The sequence below is a fragment of the Blautia sp. CGZ-1-C1 genome (assembly GCF_056504575.1).
This window is the reverse complement of the sequence record NZ_JBWLUT010000121.1, coordinates 1-17,186: the sequence shown is the minus strand read 5'-3', so window position 1 is coordinate 17,186 and position 17,186 is coordinate 1. Positions and strand designations below refer to the sequence as shown.

Below are 17,186 nucleotides of genomic sequence, written 5' to 3'. Positions count from 1 at the left end.
AATAAACTGAGGTACAATTTTCCACTTTGTTTCCAACTCTTCCATATATTTTCCTTCAAAATTCGAGATACCAATGGATTTTGCTTTGCCCTCTCTATACGCTTTTTCAAGCATTCTGTATCCGGCAAGCCAGTTGCCTGCAGGCTGGTGTATATAAAGTAAATCCACATAATCAACACCAAGTCTTTCTAGAGTTTCTTCTACAGTATTCTCATTTTCATATTCACTAGCCCATATTTTTGTTGATAGAAATATATTTTTTCTGTCAATTCCACTATCCTTGATTGCTCTTCCAACTGCACGCTCATTTACATAAGCATTTGCTGTATCAATTAGGGAATATCCCATTTTTAATGCCTCTAATGTACTTGTGTAGGCATCCTCTGGTGATAACATAAAAGTTCCTAGTCCAAGCATTGGACATTCCAAATTGTTATTCAACTTCATATTTTCCATCTTTTTAGTCCTCCTGAAATTTTTCTTTATCAAGCATTTTTATTACTTTTGCCGGATTTCCAACTGCTACTGCATAATCCGATACATCCTTTGTCACTACAGATCCAGCTCCCACAATTGCGTGTCTTCCGATACATACTCCCGGAAGTATCGTAGCTCCAGCTCCTATCCAGGCATATTCTCTTATCAGAACAGGCTTACAAGTCAGAGTACACAAATCATATGGATCATGATTATTGGAAATAAGCTGTACATTTGCAGCAATCATAGCATTGTCTTCAATCGTTATTCCACCTCTTGCCATTGCAAGAAGATTAGAATTGATAAATACATTCCTGCCAATCTTTACGCTTCCAACACATGCTCCATTAAGCGGTGGTGATATCATACTCCCATCTCCTAGGTTATTTCCAAACAATTCCTTTAATAAATGATTATATTCATCAGTAAAAGGCATTGTATGATTAATCTGAAATAATATTTTTGTCTGACGTTGCCCTTCTGTACTTTCTTTTATTGACGCAGTTCTTACATCAACATGTATTTCCTTGCATTCCATTTTTCTAACCTCTATTTCTGTATCCATCTTTCAAGTACATCTTTCGCTTGATCTACGCTGCTTCCATGTATCGCAATGCCTTTCTCAATCACTGCACCTTTTGCACTTTTTTTAATATCACTCTCCGTATTTGACAATCCGCTTCCTTCATGCGTACAGAATGGATGAATTTTCTTTCCTGTAAAATCATAACTTTCCAGAAAAGTATATACAGCCATTGGCATGGTTCCCCAGTAATTCGGGTATCCAAGATAAATCTCGTCATATTGATCTATGTCCTGTGGCAGATTTAGTATCTCTGGTCGTTTTCCTGTCTGTTTATCCTCTTTTGCCTGTGCAATGCAGGTATTATAATCAGCGGCATAGGGAATCTTTTGCTCGATTTTGAAAAGGTCTGCTCCTGTCATATCAGCTATCATTTTTGCAGCTTTCTCAGTATTGCCAATCTGAATATATTTCATGGAACCGCCAAAATAATTTTCATCTGCTCTTGAATAAAATGCTACCAGCTTTGCCATTTGTACTATTCCTCCTTTGTCCATACCAGTTTTCCTGTTTTCACTGCTTCTTCATACCGTGATATCTTATAAGAAAGCCTGTCCATAGTTTCCTCTATCTGCTCTTTTTGCTTCTGAAGAATATCCATCTGCTCATTCAACAACTCAAGTCTCGCAGGTATTGTAGAATCTCCCGCCCTAAATAGCCTTTGATATTCAATCAGACTTTCTATGGGAAGTCCTGCATTTCTCATACATACTGCAAGCTCAACCCATCTAAGATCTTCTTCCTGGTAATCCCGAATTCCTCCGGATGTTCTTGTAACTTTAGGAATCACATTAACCCTCTCATAATAACGGAGGGTATCCTGTGAAATACCATATTTTTCTGACACTTCTTTTATTGTCATATTCTTCCTCCACAATTTAAAGAAGATTTTTCACACTCTGTATCCATTCATTAATTTGTTCCTGAGGTGTCTCCAGATTACTTCCACCTGTAGAATCAAACTGTATCTGCATATCGCAAACCACATTTGCGCCTTTGCAGGCTGCTTTCATATCCTTTATTACATGCCCTGGCCAGCCACCATTTGTCATAAAAGGTACTACTGTCTTTCCGGTAAAATCCTGTTGGTGCAGAAATGTTTTTACAGCCGGAGCCATTGTGTACCACCATGTAGGTGTCCCAACTGCGATGACATCATAATCTGCAATATTGATATCCAGCGGTTTAATTTCAGGTTCGTATCCGCGCTGCACTTCATTCTGTCCCTGATTTACCACATCATCATAACTGCCAGAATATGGAACTACGGTATCTATTTTTAGAATATCGCTATCAGTCTCACTCTGCAGCATTTTTGCAATTCTTTCCGTGTTTCCATTTGACCATGAATAATATATAATCAGTAATTTCTTCATCTTTTTACCTCCTGTTTCGATTAGCATACTACTTGAAGTTAACTCCAAGTCAAGAGCTTTTGATTTTTTCTTCATAAACACTGGTATGACGCAGACTGTGGAAGACCCAAGACTCGCTACTGGCGGTTGGTTAGACCTTACCAGACAGGCATTCCACCTGCTAGACTACTCGCCCTTATCTGGGCGCACAATCCTGCATTATGTCCAATCAGGACTCCATCCTCTATATAAATACCACCCTGATCCTGAAACTTACATCCTGCATTAATAAAAACATTTTTACCTATATGGATATTTCGTCCGCAGTCTGTATAAAACGGAGGAAACATTCCAAAACTTTCATCTATTTTTTGTCCGGTAAGTTCCGACATAAGCTGTATAATTTCTTCTTTTGTATGATATTTGTTATTCAGCTCCATCGTTATCTTTAATGCCCTTTGAGACAGCTCATGCATAACCAGATGTTCTTCACTTCCACCATCTACGATATATCCAGGCTTCATATTACTCAAATATTCTTCACACGTCATAATTAACCAACTCCGTTTTCTTTAAAAAATTTCTGAATTTTGTCAAATGGGATCACATCCGGATTATCGTATAGATCTGTATGAACAGCTCCCGGAATTGTCAGCAGTTCTTTATTGGATGTGTACTTGCTGTTCTTGATCATATTTTCATAAGCATCTTTTCCAAAATAATAGCTGTGTGCTTTTTCTCCATGAACGATAAGGACTGCACTTCTGATTTCATTACTGTACTTTAATATTGGCTGATTCATAAATGACATACATCCAATACTGTTCCAGCCATCATTTGAATTCAGACTCCTTTTATGATAACATCTGCCTTTATAATACTCACTGTAATCTTTTACGAAGAAAGGTGCATCTTCCGGAACCGGAAGGGGAACACAACCACCGCCTCTTGAATATTCGCCTTTACGGTATTCTTCTGTCCTGAGGGTATTCAGTGACTGTTTCTTTGCATAACGTGCTTCTTCACTGTCCTCAGAATCAAAGTATCCATTCGCATTTGCTCTTGTCAGATCATACATGGTAGAAGCAACGGTTGCTTTTATTCTTGTATCCAACGCAGCTGCGTTAAGAGCCATTCCACCCCAGCCGCAGATTCCAATGATTCCTATTTTATCCGGATCCACATCTTCCCGAACAGAAAGGAAATCAACAGCAGCCATAAAATCTTCTGTATTAATATCTGGAGAAGCCATAAATCTTGGATAGCCTCCACTTTCCCCCGTAAAAGAAGGGTCAAATGCAATCGTTAAATATCCTCTTTCAGCCATTGTCTGTGCATATAATCCGGAACACTGTTCTTTGACTGCCCCAAATGGTCCGCTTACGGCAATCGCAGGATATTTCCCAGATGCATTTTTCGGTTTATACAAATCTGCGGCAAGTGTGATTCCATAACGATTTACAAATGTCACTTTCTTATGGCCTACTTTTTCACTCTGTGGAAAAGTTTTATCCCATTCAGATACCAGCTTTAATTCTTCTGTTTTTAACATATTTAACATCCTCCATATACAAAATTTCTTGTAATTACACTAACAATAGTATATGATATAAATATCTTACAACCTAAAGTTAACTTTAGGTCAAGCATAAATTTGAAAGAAGGTTTTTTATGTATACAATCGGTCAGGTCTCTGCAATGTTTAATCTTCCTGTTTCTACATTAAGGTATTATGACAAGGAAGGCTTTTTCCCTAATCTGGAACGCAAGGGAAATATCCGTTATTTCAGCGATAATGAATTAGAAGCACTTCGTATCATTGAATGTCTGAAGAAATCCGGTCTTGAGATAAAAGATATAAAGCAATTTTTTATCTGGGTATCTGAAGGCAGCTCCAGCTATGAAAAAAGGAAAGAATTATTTGAAACCAGAAAATCAGCTGTTGAAACTGAAATTCAGGAACTTCAAAAAACTCTCTCCCTCTTAAAATTCAAGTGCTGGTATTACGAAACAGCAATGAAAGATGGTAACGAAGATGCTATAAATGCCATGTTGCCTGACAAACTTCCAAAAAATATACAGAAACTATACGATAAAGGGCATGACTGATTTTTGCTTTCTCCATCAAACTGGAATTGTCTAAAATAGTAAAGCCGTACCGCTTACTATTTTTTCTTTTACTGCTGAAACAGTATCTTTGATTGAATGCGTAGTTGTATCTATAACATTTAATTCATAGATTCCTAAATTGGAAAATTGCTTCCACATTGTTTCAACTAATTCAATATTTGTTTCTCTGTCTAACTTTGAGCGTTCGATAGCTCGCTTCATAGTTTCTTCTTTACTCGCCCTTAAAACGATATAGTGTACTTCATAATGCTCTTGAACAATGTTGAGCCACGGCTCTAAAAACCACGGTCCTACAATGCCATCTACAATTACATCATATCCACCACGAGCATATCGCTTCGCAGCTTCTAAAAACGCTTCAATGACAATCAAATTTTGCTCATTTGATTCTGGCAAATGCGGTGGTATTGCCCCTTTACTCAAATAATGATAAAAGTCATCTGTGTGCATATGCACAGACTTTTCCAAATCTGATTCTTTTGCAACAGCAGATGCCGTTGTAGTTTTTCCTGTCCCCGGCGCACCTGTGATTACAATAATTCTACCTTGATTCATCTATATTTCACCTCCACAACTCCCGATTTCTCAGTTTCAAAAAGCTGGAATTGTTCGAGCTTTTCAAATACTAACGTACCTAATTCCGTTCAATAATTGATTTATAGTAGTTACCAAAGTCAGCAAGTGAATTAACAATTGGAAGCATTTTTGTTCCGAGTTCCGTTAAGCCGTATTCGACTCTCGGTGGCTGCTCATGGTAATCGTGGCGATATGCCAGTCCATCACTCATCATTTGTCTTAAACTATCTGTCAAAACCTTTTGTGAAATACCATCTATACTTCGTTGTAACTCATTGAATCTCCATGGACGCTCTTTCAAGTTACGCAAAATCAGCAGTTTCCATTTTCCTCCGATGAGCGATACTGCTGTTGCAACTGGGCATTCCGGTAATTCTTCTTTTGCTCGCATAATTCTCGTCGAGTAGACTTTGTCTCGACTTTTCACATCCTTTCATCATATATTGTTTTGCGATGAGAGGTTCAAGTCTCAAAAGCCCCTCACAGAACCGCACGTGCCCTATTAAGGCATACGGCTCTTCAATAAGCCATTTACCTAATAAGCACTTTTCAGATATATCCTTGGATACTCCAGTGGATGTATCTTTAGGATATTCATATATTTCTTCCACGTCAGCCAATACGTTTGGTCTCTGCGTCTCTTGCTTTTCCATAACTCCTGTCTCACATATTTGTAATACTTTTGCAAACCTATGTAGTTTCCATAGATTCCATAGTATCTGTAATGCCCCGTCAGTTTCACATTCAACGCTTCTATGGTATCGGCTATGCTTTCGTGCATATGCTCCCATAACCATTTCTTGACTGCTTCTCTTTTCATTTTCAGCTTCTTCCTGCTTGTTCTATGCAGTACACAGTACTTGCCCCAGTGACTTGTCGCATTGTAGTGTGTAAAGCCGAGAAAGTCAAAGGATTCCTTTGTTCCCTTGTATCTGCCAAAGGGTAGAATTCTGCTTTTATCCTCTGCAATTTCAAGACCGAATTTACGCAGTCTTTCTATCAGAAGCTGATAAAACCTTTGTGCTTCATTCTCGTATTGGAACAGACATACAAGATCATCTGCATAGCGTACCATGTACATTTCTCCCTTAAACTCATGCTTTTTCACATAATCAAACCATGTGTCTAAGGTATAGTGCAGATACACATTTGCCAGCACTGGCGAAATCAGCCCGCCCTGTACTGTTCCAGCTTCTGTATCCAGTCGCTTACCATCCTCCATAACTCCCCCTATCAGAAATCTCTTGATATATCTGATGAAGTTCTTATCTGCTATGTCATGCTCAAGAAATTTTATCATCCACTCATGGTCTAGGTTATCAAAGAATCCCTTGATGTCTGCATCTAAAATGTAATTGACCTTGTCTGCCATGATGTGTTTGTTTACTCTTTGAATTGCATCGTGACAACTTCTGTTTGGACGAAACCCAAATGAAAACTCCTTAAACTTAGGCTCGTAAATCGCTTCCAGTATCTCTTTAAAGACACCTTGAACGACTTTATCCTCAAATGACGGAATGCCGAGTCCTCGCATCTTGCCATTACCTTTTGGGATATAGGCTCTGCGCACGGGATATGGTTTATAGGAAAACTTCTTCATTCTGACAAGCAGACTCTCTATGTTTTCTTCTAAGTTCTCTCCGTATTGCTCCTTGGTTATTCCATCCACTCCTACTGCTTTCCCTTTGGGTTGTTTGCTATAGGACTCTTTGAGTGTGTCACTGTTGACATATTTCATTAGCGACTGAACTCTGCCATATCTTTCTACGAGACCGGCTATTTCTGCTTTCTCTTTTTCCATAGATTTTATGCCTCCTGTGCTCTCTATGTTTTGATTGCAAAAGCAACTTATTGTCCGTCCCTTCCCTCCAGCGTCATTACTGCTTTCATCAGTACTATGGACGAATCCGACTCCTCGATGGTCTTCGTTCATACTCACCATTGCATTGGTCGATATTCCCTACTGTCTCATGTACAGAACCATCCAGGTCTCCCAGGTATGTCAAATATAACGATATCAGGTATGCCATGCTCTAGGACTCCGGTGTGTTTTCATAGTCTCGCTTTAACGACTAATCCTTGTTGGTGATCCAAGGAGGTAGCAGACCACCCCACACAATCGATATTTTAACGAAGCTCAATCACTTCACGCTTACGCATTACGGCGTTCCTGTTCCCTGTCCTACGCTTAAACACCATTGTTAGCCTTTGGTGATCCAAGGATTCGGTACTGGCGACTTGCTAGGTCTTACCAGACTGGATTCCCACCAGCTATATATTTGGCACCGAACTGGCGCACACCTCCGAGTCTATTTTAACACATTCAATTTTGAGTGCACAGTTACAAAAAGGTGCGTACTTGTTTTTGTATGTGTCTCACACTATACTAATATCAAGCAACCAGAAACTACAAATTAACTATGGAGGTTTTATCATGGCAAATTACACAAAAACAACTATTGGAAAGGAAAACCGAATTGAGCTGCATGAAAAGTTGTCTTTAACAGGTGCAGAAATCAGTTTAAACGAACTACCTGCAGGAGCAAATGTCCCATTTGTTCATTCCCATAAAGAAAATGAGGAAATCTATGGAATTCTTTCAGGTAACGGCAAAGCCATAATTGATGGAGAAGAAATCAGCCTTTCAACTGGAGACTGGCTAAAAATTGCACCTGCTGCAAAGCGTCAGTTTTTTGCATCCGATATTTCCGGAATTACTTATATCTGCATTCAGGTAAAAGAAAATTCTCTGGAACATTTTACAGCAGAGGATGCCGTAATCAGCTAATTAAAAGTATTTATTTACAAAAATGCACAGCTCCCGATAAGCTAAGAACTGTGCATTTTTTTCTTAAATTTTACGATTTCTCAATTTTTTATATAAGAAGTTATGGCTTTAACTTCCTCCAAATAATCAGCTTTAGGATAATACATACGACCACCAAAACTGCCACCAAGGCACCATCCAACAGCAACTCTGTGTACTACGGTGCAGACTGCATGGCATATAAATTTGGATAAGTTTTAAAGTGCCAGAACTTATAAATTCCGAACCCAATGAAAACTCCTATGAATGAACCAATAACGATATTTAAAAAACAATTCAACTTTCTCAGCATAGCAGTCCCCCCTCCAAATTAGAATTTCTGGATGAGTATAATATGCGGAAAATAAACTTAACTCCATCTTAAATATAGTGCTGAGTTTCACTGCTATTCTTTAACACCATTTTCACCACACCAAGCAATGCTGCAAATAAAACACCTGCAACCGGCCATACAATCCATGTAATATCCCAGCTCATCGTCCAGAAGCTCCATGCAAGGTAAATCGCTGTAGTCAAGCACCAATATACACCAGAAAACGTGTCCGTCTTTTTCTTAAACAGTTTTTCTTCTTTTGTATATTCGCCTTCCTGAAGAAGGGTATCGTAACTGCTTTTTACCACCCCAACACGAACCAACAGATTCACTCCTATTGCAAGTATGAATAGCAGCAATCCAACGGAAACACCACAGTAATAGTCAGACGCTTCCATGGCTCCGGCAATAATTGTCGGAATCACTGCCAGTATACAAAGCACTACCCCAACAGCTGTTCCTCTGATAAAAATCGGTTCATAGGAATCTTTTTTTTCTCGTACCATTCCAGATACACCATACTCTGTTTCAAAGCATTCTTTTTCAAAATGTTCCATATGCGATTCACGCATTCCATATGTAATAAACAAAAAGACAGCTGCCGCAACCATTCCAAGCAAAAAAACACATCCAAATACTGTTGCCAGAGATTCCGAAACATGAAATACGCCATCTTCTGCCATTGTCACAAGAATAATCAATAATATTGGACTTGAGATACACATACTTGTTGCGTTTGCCACTACTTTGGATCCATTTCTTTTCATGTCAAGAAATTCATTTGCATTCTCCATAGTTACTTTTTTCAACGGTTCTGCATAGCTTTCAGTACTTTCGCGATAGGTGATATTTTCTGCTTTCATTTCATCTTTTAATAGATAATCTGTACTAACACCAAATAGCTCCGACATCTGTAAAATTCTTTGCAAATCTGGAACAGCCCCTGCACTTTCCCACTTAGATACTGCCTGTCTGGATACGCCCAACTGATTGGCTAGTTCTTCCTGTGACCATCCATTCTTTTTTCTTTCCTCTGTAATCTTATCAGCTAAAATCATTTTTTCCTCCTTTTGCAGATTTTATGAGCTAAATATAACAATTTTACTGTTTGCATTCCACCATTTCAGGCTATAAATCTGTCAACCAGCAGTTGCAAATCACAAAAGGACTCGATAAATCCCTATTTTCCAGCAATACAAGCAGGAAATTATTTATCATCTGTATTGTTTTCCTTTTTCTTATGAGTCGAACCTAAACAAAGAAATGAGGAACCAAGACATAACCATACTATAGCCATAGAATTTTCATTTCCACTCGTAAAGCCAATAGCTGACGCTATGAAAAACAGAACTGATGCAATATAAAATAAGATTGATTTGTTTATTCCTTTTTTCATAAATAAGAATCTCCTCCAAATCCCGATTTCTCAGTTTCAAAAACTGGAATTTATCGCTTTGAATGTTTAATTAGAAGAAAATCTACTACGATACAAAACATAAGATAAAATCCCCAACATAACACATAGGAAACGATGGAATTTCCAAGCTGCGGTATTGGTGTAAATGTCCACCAATACCCAAACTTAATACCTTGAAGAAAATTAAAAATACAAGAAATTGGCATTAAGATAAGTATCCATACATTAACAATCCAAAACAAAAATGAAGCCTTTTCTTTGTTATCACCTATAAACTGTCCTATTACGAATACCATAATTCCGACAGCCATTAAAATTAGTCCAACTGCAACAGAACTTGAGGTTTGCTCTTTGTCCCAAATCATAATGGCTACTACTAACCCAATAAAATTAAACACACTACCTACCAAAGAAAAGATGCGAGCATCACTTCTTTCAGTACCGTTTTCTGTTATTGGTTCTATTCCCTTCAACAAATAATCTGTTGTTACATCAAAAAAATTGCTCAATAAAATGACCTTTTCGATGTCTGGTGTACTTTGTTCTGACTCCCATTTAGAAACTGCTTGTCTCGATACACCAACCTTATCAGCAAGTTCTTCCTGCGAAATTCCCTTGCTCTTTCGTAAATGTTGTATTCTGTCTGCCATATTCATTGCAAAACACCGCCTTTCTTTTTTACTTAATATAACAAAAATAGCGGTTGCATTGCCACCATTTTCTCATAGAACTTTGTCAACCGACAGTTGCGAAGGCGAAAATTCCGATTTTACGCTTTCTTAATCGGATGTCTAATTACAGTTTTCCATCTCTCTGGGGCAGCCTTTCTTGCATCAGACATATAAATCTCGTGGTGCAATCTATCTTTGTTAATATCATTAACATACCCATTTTGTTCTAAATAAGCATCCATAAGAGCAACAGTTGCTGGCTCATTATCAAAAGAACCTATATGCATAATTTGAACACATAATCCTTCATCAATCGTAAGATACTCTGCTGACGAACAATCGAGTTTCTTCTTTTTCGTTGCTGTTTCTACCGCCCAGTTAAAATCAGCTTTAGAAATGAAATCAGGCAAACGAATAACAGAAATCCAGTTGAAAGCAGATTTATTTGTATAATCTACACCCACAACATCATCCTGCCACCAAAAACCTTCCAATGGCGGAACAACATATTCAAAAAAGCCTTCAATTTTATAATCGGTCTTGCAACTCATTTTTAATGTGTATGCAACAGCATATAGAATACTGATTGCGTGTTGATATGCCCCACCTTCTTCATTTGGATTGCCTTTTCCTCTAACTGCAATATAATTTGCCTTAGGTACATTTACAATCTCTGGTTTATTCTTAGGCATATAAAATTCTTTAAATTCTTTCTTAAAATCAAAAGCCATAATAACCTCCAAAATTTCAATTTTACAACAATACAAGCAGAAAATTATTTATCATCTGTATTTGTTTTATTGTTTTCCTTTTTCTTATGAGTCGAACCTAAGCAAAGAAATGAGGAGCCAAGACATAACCATACTATAGCCATAGAATTTTCATTTCCACTCGTAAAGCCAATAGCTGACGCTATGAAAAACAGAACTGATGCAATATAAAATAAGATTGATTTGTTTATTCCTTTTTTCATAAATAAGAATCTCCTCCAAATTCCGATTGAGATTTCACCTGTTTTAAGAGATTTAATAACTGTTATATTTTGTTATTAAATTCTCCGCAAACCCTTGAAAACACTGGATTTGTCGCAGGTGAGCTTTCCCTTATTTTTTCCCTTGTGTTATATCGTCCCATCAGTGTTTATGAACTCTGATAAGGGCAAATACAAAGGCACAGAGCAGATGTCCGGTGGACATCTGCTCTGTGCCGACCGAAGCGGCAGCGGAGACCAAAAAAATTATATAAAACAGTATAACATAAAATAAAAGTGACATGGTGGACTGATTGAAATGCTTCTTAATTTTTGCTACTAATGATTGATTAAATGATAAGGAGATGGGATACGATGAGAACAATATTTGCAGAATACAATCCACAACGAAACAGCATTGACATTTATACAAATGTTGGCTATATGCTTCATTACACACAGGCTGCTTAATCAAATTTATTATAATTGATGAAAAATCGGTTGCATTTTGTCAAAAGTACAAAACTTTTTGAAACCAAGTGCTTTTAATTCCTGTTATGATACTGAGGATATCCCAGCAATACTTGCTATCCCTGATACCTTATTCTTTCTACCAGCGTTTCCTTTTTCAGATTACTGCTTAAAACGAGGGAAAGCACAATCTGCAAAAGGCTGACCAGCAAAATCATAGCAAGAATTGGTGTAATTGGAACATGATAGATATTCATTCCAAATATTCCATTATGTTTTGCATAGGAAAAAAGTGCATAGCCGAGCGGCAGACCAATGATCAAAGCTACGCATATGGTGCCAACCGTAAAAATCAGTCCCTGTAACTGCAGGCATAAATTTAATTGTTTATTTGTCATACCCACAGCCTGCAATACACCATATTCCTGCTTTTTTGTCGTAATATTCATAATCATGGTGTTTGCCATATTCATAAAACCGATGAGTCCTACAACCGCCATAAACAGATAACAGCCAAGCTTCATCATGCGGGCTGCGACTTCTGCATATTGTAACTGCGCATGATAGGTATCCATTTTTATATGCGAAGTATTAGAAATCAAAGTATTCAGACTTTGTTCTACAGATGCCACATCTTTTTTATCACAGTCCACCCACAGATAGCCATAGGCTGTTCCTCTCGGATTCATGGAACGGTATACACCTTCCGGAATGACAAGATAAGTGTCCGCACTTGCAAAGGATCCTGCAATCTTTCCCTGATAGGTATAGGTTCCACTTCCATTCTCAAAGTCAAATGCAATGGATTCACCCGGAGCATATCCATCTTGTTCCATCCACATCGACCAACCAAAGAAAATTTCACCATTCTTTACCGCCTGATCATAGTCCATAGAGCCAATATCCCCGTCCTGGCGCATAAAATCAAAATCATTTTTACTCACAATATCAGCCGGAAATCTTGTTCCGTTCAGATTTACAGAGACAATCTCTCTCGTCATGACATCTGTCACTCCTGGAATGCTTTTGATTTCTTCAATCAGCGAATCATTCAATAGATTATCCGTCAGAATCGTATCCAGATTATTCTCCGGATATTTTTCATCATACTCATCAGAATAGTCAAGCTGCAGTTCAAATTGTCCATGATTTATGTAACGACGTGCTTCATGCTCCGTGTCAATATTTCCCACATAATTAGAGATAATCACAAACAATGCGCAGGAAAGCCCCAGTGTGAGGATGGTACCAATGGTTCTTTTTGGATTACCCGTTATATTTGCCATTGCCATAGAAAACACGGTAACATTTTTTCTGCCATTTCGTTTTCCTTTTTTTTGTGTTTCTGCATTTTCTAAATACCGTGTTGCCTCGATAGGTGAAATCCGTGAAACAATTTTCATTGGTTTACGCAGTGCCAAAGCAACGGTAAGAAATGATACGAAAATACAGAGAAGCATAACAGGCAGGGAAAACAGAGGCACCTGCTGATTTTGAACTTCCATAGAGCCAGTTTGGGTTGATACAAGGTTCCCCTGTTCTACCAGCCAGTTAAAACCGCATTTTGCAATCAGAAAGCCAAAAAGCAATCCAACCGGTATTGAAAAAATTGTCAAAAAAATGCCCTCTCTGAAGATCAGTTGTTTCATCTGCTTTTTTGTTGCTCCCAGAGCCTTGATTTTTCCATACTCCTGTATCTTGTTGGCAATACCGACCTGAAAAATATTATAAATGACCACAACAGAGAAAAGTACAATTGCAAGAATCAAAACCCCGCATACCGCAATCGTTTCATAACTCGGCTGCAAGACCCATTGCAAATAGAGATCATTGACTATAACGTTTTTTTCTTCGATCCCACAAGCTGCTGCAATCTGCTTTATAACCGAATCAATATTATTCATAGATACATTTGCAGAATCATTTAAAGTAAAATAAATATTATACTGTCTGTCATTCTCTGCGACGTGCTCATCATAAAACTCCTGTGACCCGAAAGCAACATAAGATGCCTCGATGGTATACTCATCCCGATCATATAGGATTCCGCTGACAACAAATTCTTCCGGCTTATATTCTGACTGCATCCCTGCGCGGTAATCCAGTGTAACCGTATCTCCGATCTTTACATCACCATACCCCATTGCACGAAAAAATGCTCTTCCTGCGGCAATTTCCTGCATTTTTTCCGGATACTTTCCTTCCTTCAACTCATATTCTTTATTATAAGGAAGCATTTTTCTTGCAGTCTCATCCATGCAGACAAACCCGCCTTTTTCATTGCCTTTTATGATACCTTCGGTGCACATAGTGCCTGTAGCATCTATTTCCGCACGGCGGTTTACTTCTTTTAACTGCGATCCGTCTGCGGAAACAAACAGACCATAATTGCTTCCATATGATCCTGCCGCCTGACTTTTCTGTAAATGAATTACCCCATTTCCCACAGTACTGATGATAACAAGCAGCATCGTGGCCAGACAGATTGCCATCATGATCAGTATACTTCTTGTCCTGTTCCTTTTGTCATTGCTATATGCAATCCTGCTTATTGTCTTCATCTGAAATCCACCACCTGTCCGTCCTCAATCACCAGAATACGGTCAGCGACCTGTGCAATTTCGTCATCATGGGTAATCATTACAATTGTCTGTCCATATTTTTTTGCTGTCATCTTAAGCAGAGCGATTACCTCATCACTGGTCTTAGAATCAAGATTGCCTGTCGGCTCATCCGCAAATATAATTTCCGGACGATTCACCAGTGCTCTTGCAATTGCTACTCTCTGCTGCTGTCCTCCGGATAACTGATTTGGCAGATTATAAATCCGGTTTTCAATCCCCAGAGTTGCAATAATATCATTTACATACGCTTCATCCACTTTTCTTCCATCCAGCCCCAGTGGCAGTACAATATTTTCCCAGACATTAACAGATGAAACCAGATTAAATGCCTGAAAAACAAATCCGATTTTTCTTCTGCGGAAAACAGCAAGGGCATCTTCCTTCATCCTGTATAAATCTTTCCCCGCTAAAGTAACTCTGCCTTTTGTCGGGGTATCAAGACCCTCCAAGCATATGAAGTAATGTACTTTTACCGGAACCTGACTTTCCAACAATTGCGACAAATTCTCCCTGCTCAATCTGAATGTCCACCTGATTTACCGCTTTGACCTGATTCTCACCTGCACCATAAAACTTACAAAGCTGCCTGGTTTCTAATATCACACTCATGTGTTGCCTCCTTTTCAATTCTGTAAAGCGTACCTTTTCAGCACACTTTCTTTGCCTGTTTATATATCATTTTTCAACCTACATGCTGATTGTAGCAATATAATCTTTCATTTCACTTTCAAAAATTGGGCAGAAATCTTACAGAATTGTAAGATTTCTGCCCAATTAAAATTTAACCAACATATGGTAATTGAATCACAAACGTGCTTCCTTTTTTCTTTATGCCGGAGATTACCGTGATCATACCTCCGTGTTTTTCGATAATTTCTCTCGATAGAAAAAGTCCGATTCCCGTGCCACTCTCTTCCCTGACCTCCCTGGAACCTCCTCTGTAAAATCGTTGAAAAATTTTGTGATACTCATTCTGCGGAATACCGATTCCCTGATCCTCAATTTCCATTCTTACAAGATCGTTTCTTTTTTGTAACCGGATAAATATTTTTGAACCACCCGGACTGTACTTGACCGCATTATCCAGAACGTTGATAAAAGCTTCACCAAGCCACCTTTTATCCTGCACAACCATGCATGTTTCCAGCTCTCTTGCATAGTCAAAAACGAATTCAATTTCTTTCTCATCCGCTTTTGGATAAGTACGGTTCACAGCAGATATGACAGTATCCATAAGCGGAAGTTTTTTCTTATTAATCTGAATCAGTCCGGTTTCCATCTTGGATATTTCAAGAAGCGACTGCAATAATGTCTCCAGTCCATCCAGAGCACTCCGACAACGAATACGAAACTCCTCCTGTTCTGTGGCACTTAAGTCATTCTGCATCAGCACACTAAAACATGTATCCAAAGCTGCAACCGGTGTCTTTAACTGGTGAGAGATATCAGAAACAATTTCTTTCGTGCTCTCTTTTTCTTCCCGTGCTTCTTCCTTTAGCAACTGAATATGATGTCCGATTGCTTCAAGCTGGTCATTCAATTTTTCCAGTTCAGCGTGATTTTCCGTTTTCAGTAAATCATCAAATTTATTTTCACGGAATCTGATCAGAATTTCTTCTAACTGGTCTAAAATTTTCTGATGACACGCATCTTCTGTCTTCTTCCAATAAAATAAAATAATCAAAAGAAGCACGCATATCACAGTGCTTACAGCACCGGTCACCATAACCTGATGCCGGAATTGCGAATAAAACACATTCCCTTTATTTCCCCAGTATCCATATTGCTCCAATAATCGCCTTCCCTGTTCGTTGGTTTCAATATCCTTATCCTTAAGCAATTCCGAAACAGCATCCAGCCCGGAAAATTTTTCCTTTGCTGCAATTTCTGTCATAAGATTCATTTTATATTTATAATCTTCATAAAACACATACGTGGTAAAGCAATTTAATATTGCAAACAATAATATAACAGGTAATACCAAGGAGAGCACTACTGTAATCTTCTTGCGATATCTCTTTGTCACTGCCTTACCTCCTGATTCCATATATACCCAAGACCTCTGATATTCTTTATATAGACCGGTGCAGCCGGATTGTCTTCGATTTTCTCACGGAGTCTTCTGATATTGACAGCGATTGTATTTTCATCCACAAAATCCCCTTCCAGATCAAACACATTTTCCAATATTTGTGTTTTTGAAAGAATCTGTTTCGGATTCTGAAGAAAAAAAGTCAGCATTTTCAACTCCGTTTTTGTCAGACTGATTTCACGACTCTTTATCAGGACTTTCATTTCTCCTGCGATAAATACGATATCTCCCGAAATCATCTTTCCGACTTCCGTTTTCTCCTGTCTGCGGCGGAAATGTGCTTCTATTTTCAAAAGAAGTACCGAAAGACTAAACGGCTTTGTAATATAATCATCTGCCCCTGCTTCATATCCCATGACCTGATCCATCTCCTGATCTAGTGCTGTAAGACAAATAATGTATGTATTATAATTGCATCTCATCCACCTTACAAATTCCAGTCCATTCCCATCCGGAAGATTCACATCACAAATGGTAACATCCACATTATTATCACTTGCAATTCTTTTCGCTTTTTTCATTGATTCTGCTGAAAAAACCTCATATCCGGATTTTTTCAGTGAGAATGTAATTCCACGATTTAAATTTTCATCATCTTCAACCACGAGTATACCTGGCATAGCATATGCACCTCTCTTTATTAACTATATATATTTAATATCAGAGTACTGCTTCGTGAA

General features: G+C 38.3%; 21 protein-coding genes and 2 pseudogenes. 3 read left to right on the top strand and 20 right to left on the bottom strand.

The genetic code is table 11. From position 1 onward, the window contains the following. The 7 genes from AC058W_RS11790 to AC058W_RS11760 all read right to left on the bottom strand — a co-directional run. Positions 1–456, bottom strand: a 456-nt coding sequence (locus AC058W_RS11790; RefSeq protein WP_479390103.1) for an aldo/keto reductase, incomplete at its 3' end; no start/stop codon positions are given. A gap of 4 nt (positions 457–460) precedes the next feature. Then, positions 461–844, bottom strand: coding sequence for an acyltransferase (locus AC058W_RS11785; RefSeq protein ID WP_243009956.1), 384 nt, complete (start codon positions 842–844; stop codon positions 461–463). A gap of 182 nt (positions 845–1,026) precedes the next feature. Then, positions 1,027–1,557: a flavodoxin gene (locus AC058W_RS11780; protein WP_005347223.1), complete on the bottom strand. Its 531-nt coding sequence runs from the start codon at positions 1,555–1,557 to the stop codon at positions 1,027–1,029. After that, entirely contained in the window at positions 1,539–1,922 is a 384-nt protein-coding gene (locus tag AC058W_RS11775; RefSeq protein WP_009203852.1) for a MerR family transcriptional regulator, read from the bottom strand. The genes AC058W_RS11780 and AC058W_RS11775 overlap by 19 nt, the downstream gene beginning before the upstream one ends. Positions 1,923–1,938: 16 nt before the next feature. Next, on the bottom strand, positions 1,939–2,511 hold the full coding sequence (locus AC058W_RS11770) for a flavodoxin (RefSeq protein ID WP_114100272.1): 573 nt from the start codon (positions 2,509–2,511) through the stop codon (positions 1,939–1,941). A gap of 62 nt (positions 2,512–2,573) precedes the next feature. Next, the gene (locus AC058W_RS11765; protein WP_330593795.1) at positions 2,574–2,966 is read right to left on the bottom strand and encodes an LbetaH domain-containing protein; all 393 of its coding nucleotides are present in this window, start codon (positions 2,964–2,966) and stop codon (positions 2,574–2,576) included. 2 nt (positions 2,967–2,968) lie between these two features. Continuing rightward, entirely contained in the window at positions 2,969–3,967 is a 999-nt protein-coding gene (locus AC058W_RS11760) for an alpha/beta hydrolase (protein WP_117846120.1), read from the bottom strand. Positions 3,968–4,086: 119 nt separating this feature from the next. Here AC058W_RS11760 and AC058W_RS11755 point away from each other — a divergent pair, with 119 nt between their 5' ends. Next, entirely contained in the window at positions 4,087–4,524 is a 438-nt protein-coding gene (locus AC058W_RS11755; protein ID WP_055154026.1) for a MerR family transcriptional regulator, read from the top strand. 30 nt (positions 4,525–4,554) lie between these two features. Here the strand turns inward: AC058W_RS11755 and AC058W_RS11750 are convergent, their stop codons facing one another. From AC058W_RS11750 to AC058W_RS11735, 4 genes are all read right to left on the bottom strand, one after another. Continuing rightward, positions 4,555–5,100, bottom strand: a complete 546-nt coding sequence (locus tag AC058W_RS11750; protein WP_039121379.1) for a P-loop nucleotide/nucleoside kinase family protein — start codon at positions 5,098–5,100, stop codon at positions 4,555–4,557. A 79-nt stretch (positions 5,101–5,179) separates the two neighbouring features. Next, the gene (locus AC058W_RS11745; protein WP_117846119.1) at positions 5,180–5,512 is read right to left on the bottom strand and encodes a winged helix-turn-helix transcriptional regulator; all 333 of its coding nucleotides are present in this window, start codon (positions 5,510–5,512) and stop codon (positions 5,180–5,182) included. Positions 5,513–5,656: 144 nt separating this feature from the next. Continuing rightward, positions 5,657–6,922 carry a group II intron reverse transcriptase/maturase gene (ltrA, locus tag AC058W_RS11740; protein WP_117846118.1) on the bottom strand — a complete coding sequence of 422 codons (1,266 nt, stop codon included), beginning with the start codon at positions 6,920–6,922 and terminating at the stop codon, positions 5,657–5,659. Positions 6,923–7,016: 94 nt separating this feature from the next. Then, entirely contained in the window at positions 7,017–7,151 is a 135-nt protein-coding gene (locus AC058W_RS11735; protein WP_278308760.1) for a hypothetical protein, read from the bottom strand. Between the two features lie 404 nt (positions 7,152–7,555). On the opposite strand from AC058W_RS11735, the gene AC058W_RS11730 reads away from it, so the two are divergent. Next, positions 7,556–7,909, top strand: coding sequence for a cupin domain-containing protein (locus AC058W_RS11730; protein ID WP_117846117.1), 354 nt, complete (start codon positions 7,556–7,558; stop codon positions 7,907–7,909). 399 nt (positions 7,910–8,308) lie between these two features. Here AC058W_RS11730 and AC058W_RS11725 read toward each other — a convergent pair whose 3' ends face one another. The 5 genes from AC058W_RS11725 to AC058W_RS11705 all read right to left on the bottom strand — a co-directional run bounded on the left by AC058W_RS11725 (position 8,309) and on the right by AC058W_RS11705 (position 11,322). Beyond that, positions 8,309–9,319, bottom strand: a complete 1,011-nt coding sequence (locus tag AC058W_RS11725; RefSeq protein ID WP_019162953.1) for a helix-turn-helix domain-containing protein — start codon at positions 9,317–9,319, stop codon at positions 8,309–8,311. A gap of 149 nt (positions 9,320–9,468) precedes the next feature. Beyond that, complete coding sequence (locus tag AC058W_RS11720) at positions 9,469–9,657, bottom strand: hypothetical protein (RefSeq protein WP_019162954.1); 189 nt, start codon at positions 9,655–9,657, stop codon at positions 9,469–9,471. A 50-nt stretch (positions 9,658–9,707) separates the two neighbouring features. Beyond that, positions 9,708–10,334 carry a helix-turn-helix domain-containing protein gene (locus AC058W_RS11715; RefSeq protein ID WP_117846116.1) on the bottom strand — a complete coding sequence of 209 codons (627 nt, stop codon included), beginning with the start codon at positions 10,332–10,334 and terminating at the stop codon, positions 9,708–9,710. Positions 10,335–10,447: 113 nt separating this feature from the next. Beyond that, positions 10,448–11,080 carry a GyrI-like domain-containing protein gene (locus tag AC058W_RS11710; protein ID WP_117846115.1) on the bottom strand — a complete coding sequence of 211 codons (633 nt, stop codon included), beginning with the start codon at positions 11,078–11,080 and terminating at the stop codon, positions 10,448–10,450. Between the two features lie 44 nt (positions 11,081–11,124). Then, on the bottom strand, positions 11,125–11,322 hold the full coding sequence (locus AC058W_RS11705; protein WP_117846114.1) for a hypothetical protein: 198 nt from the start codon (positions 11,320–11,322) through the stop codon (positions 11,125–11,127). A gap of 372 nt (positions 11,323–11,694) precedes the next feature. On the opposite strand from AC058W_RS11705, the pseudogene AC058W_RS11700 reads away from it, so the two are divergent. After that, positions 11,695–11,769, top strand: a pseudogene (locus AC058W_RS11700) (DUF6061 family protein); the annotation flags it as partial. A 137-nt stretch (positions 11,770–11,906) separates the two neighbouring features. Here AC058W_RS11700 and AC058W_RS11695 read toward each other — a convergent pair. The 4 genes and pseudogenes from AC058W_RS11695 to AC058W_RS11680 all read right to left on the bottom strand — a co-directional run bounded on the left by AC058W_RS11695 (position 11,907) and on the right by AC058W_RS11680 (position 17,126). After that, the gene (locus AC058W_RS11695) at positions 11,907–14,351 is read right to left on the bottom strand and encodes an FtsX-like permease family protein (RefSeq protein ID WP_117846113.1); all 2,445 of its coding nucleotides are present in this window, start codon (positions 14,349–14,351) and stop codon (positions 11,907–11,909) included. Continuing rightward, a pseudogene (locus AC058W_RS11690) lies at positions 14,348–15,023 on the bottom strand (ABC transporter ATP-binding protein). Before AC058W_RS11690 ends, AC058W_RS11695 begins: the two are co-directional and overlap by 4 nt. A gap of 172 nt (positions 15,024–15,195) precedes the next feature. Further along, positions 15,196–16,461, bottom strand: a complete 1,266-nt coding sequence (locus AC058W_RS11685; RefSeq protein ID WP_117677440.1) for a sensor histidine kinase — start codon at positions 16,459–16,461, stop codon at positions 15,196–15,198. Continuing rightward, a complete protein-coding gene (locus AC058W_RS11680) occupies positions 16,437–17,126 on the bottom strand; it encodes a response regulator transcription factor (protein WP_117677441.1) in 690 nt (229 codons plus the stop codon). Before AC058W_RS11680 ends, AC058W_RS11685 begins: the two co-directional genes overlap by 25 nt. Positions 17,127–17,186 lie beyond the last annotated feature (60 nt).

What these genes read in the sequence shown, in the direction of transcription:
- AC058W_RS11785 (WP_243009956.1), bottom strand. Translation starts at nt 844, where the DNA reads ATGATATCACCACCGCTTAATGGAGCATGTGTTGGAAGCGTAAAGATT.
- AC058W_RS11780 (WP_005347223.1), bottom strand. Translation starts at nt 1,557, where the DNA reads ATGGACAAAGGAGGAATAGTACAAATGGCAAAGCTGGTAGCATTTTAT.
- AC058W_RS11775 (WP_009203852.1), bottom strand. Translation starts at nt 1,922, where the DNA reads ATGACAATAAAAGAAGTGTCAGAAAAATATGGTATTTCACAGGATACC.
- AC058W_RS11770 (WP_114100272.1), bottom strand. Translation starts at nt 2,511, where the DNA reads ATGAAGAAAAAATCAAAAGCTCTTGACTTGGAGTTAACTTCAAGTAGT.
- AC058W_RS11765 (WP_330593795.1), bottom strand. Translation starts at nt 2,966, where the DNA reads ATGACGTGTGAAGAATATTTGAGTAATATGAAGCCTGGATATATCGTA.
- AC058W_RS11760 (WP_117846120.1), bottom strand. Translation starts at nt 3,967, where the DNA reads ATGTTAAAAACAGAAGAATTAAAGCTGGTATCTGAATGGGATAAAACT.
- AC058W_RS11755 (WP_055154026.1), top strand. Translation starts at nt 4,087, where the DNA reads ATGTATACAATCGGTCAGGTCTCTGCAATGTTTAATCTTCCTGTTTCT.
- AC058W_RS11750 (WP_039121379.1), bottom strand. Translation starts at nt 5,100, where the DNA reads ATGAATCAAGGTAGAATTATTGTAATCACAGGTGCGCCGGGGACAGGA.
- AC058W_RS11745 (WP_117846119.1), bottom strand. Translation starts at nt 5,512, where the DNA reads ATGCGAGCAAAAGAAGAATTACCGGAATGCCCAGTTGCAACAGCAGTA.
- ltrA (WP_117846118.1), bottom strand. Translation starts at nt 6,922, where the DNA reads ATGGAAAAAGAGAAAGCAGAAATAGCCGGTCTCGTAGAAAGATATGGC.
- AC058W_RS11735 (WP_278308760.1), bottom strand. Translation starts at nt 7,151, where the DNA reads ATGGCATACCTGATATCGTTATATTTGACATACCTGGGAGACCTGGAT.
- AC058W_RS11730 (WP_117846117.1), top strand. Translation starts at nt 7,556, where the DNA reads ATGGCAAATTACACAAAAACAACTATTGGAAAGGAAAACCGAATTGAG.
- AC058W_RS11725 (WP_019162953.1), bottom strand. Translation starts at nt 9,319, where the DNA reads ATGATTTTAGCTGATAAGATTACAGAGGAAAGAAAAAAGAATGGATGG.
- AC058W_RS11720 (WP_019162954.1), bottom strand. Translation starts at nt 9,657, where the DNA reads ATGAAAAAAGGAATAAACAAATCAATCTTATTTTATATTGCATCAGTT.
- AC058W_RS11715 (WP_117846116.1), bottom strand. Translation starts at nt 10,334, where the DNA reads ATGAATATGGCAGACAGAATACAACATTTACGAAAGAGCAAGGGAATT.
- AC058W_RS11710 (WP_117846115.1), bottom strand. Translation starts at nt 11,080, where the DNA reads ATGGCTTTTGATTTTAAGAAAGAATTTAAAGAATTTTATATGCCTAAG.
- AC058W_RS11705 (WP_117846114.1), bottom strand. Translation starts at nt 11,322, where the DNA reads ATGAAAAAAGGAATAAACAAATCAATCTTATTTTATATTGCATCAGTT.
- AC058W_RS11695 (WP_117846113.1), bottom strand. Translation starts at nt 14,351, where the DNA reads ATGAAGACAATAAGCAGGATTGCATATAGCAATGACAAAAGGAACAGG.
- AC058W_RS11685 (WP_117677440.1), bottom strand. Translation starts at nt 16,461, where the DNA reads ATGGAATCAGGAGGTAAGGCAGTGACAAAGAGATATCGCAAGAAGATT.
- AC058W_RS11680 (WP_117677441.1), bottom strand. Translation starts at nt 17,126, where the DNA reads ATGCCAGGTATACTCGTGGTTGAAGATGATGAAAATTTAAATCGTGGA.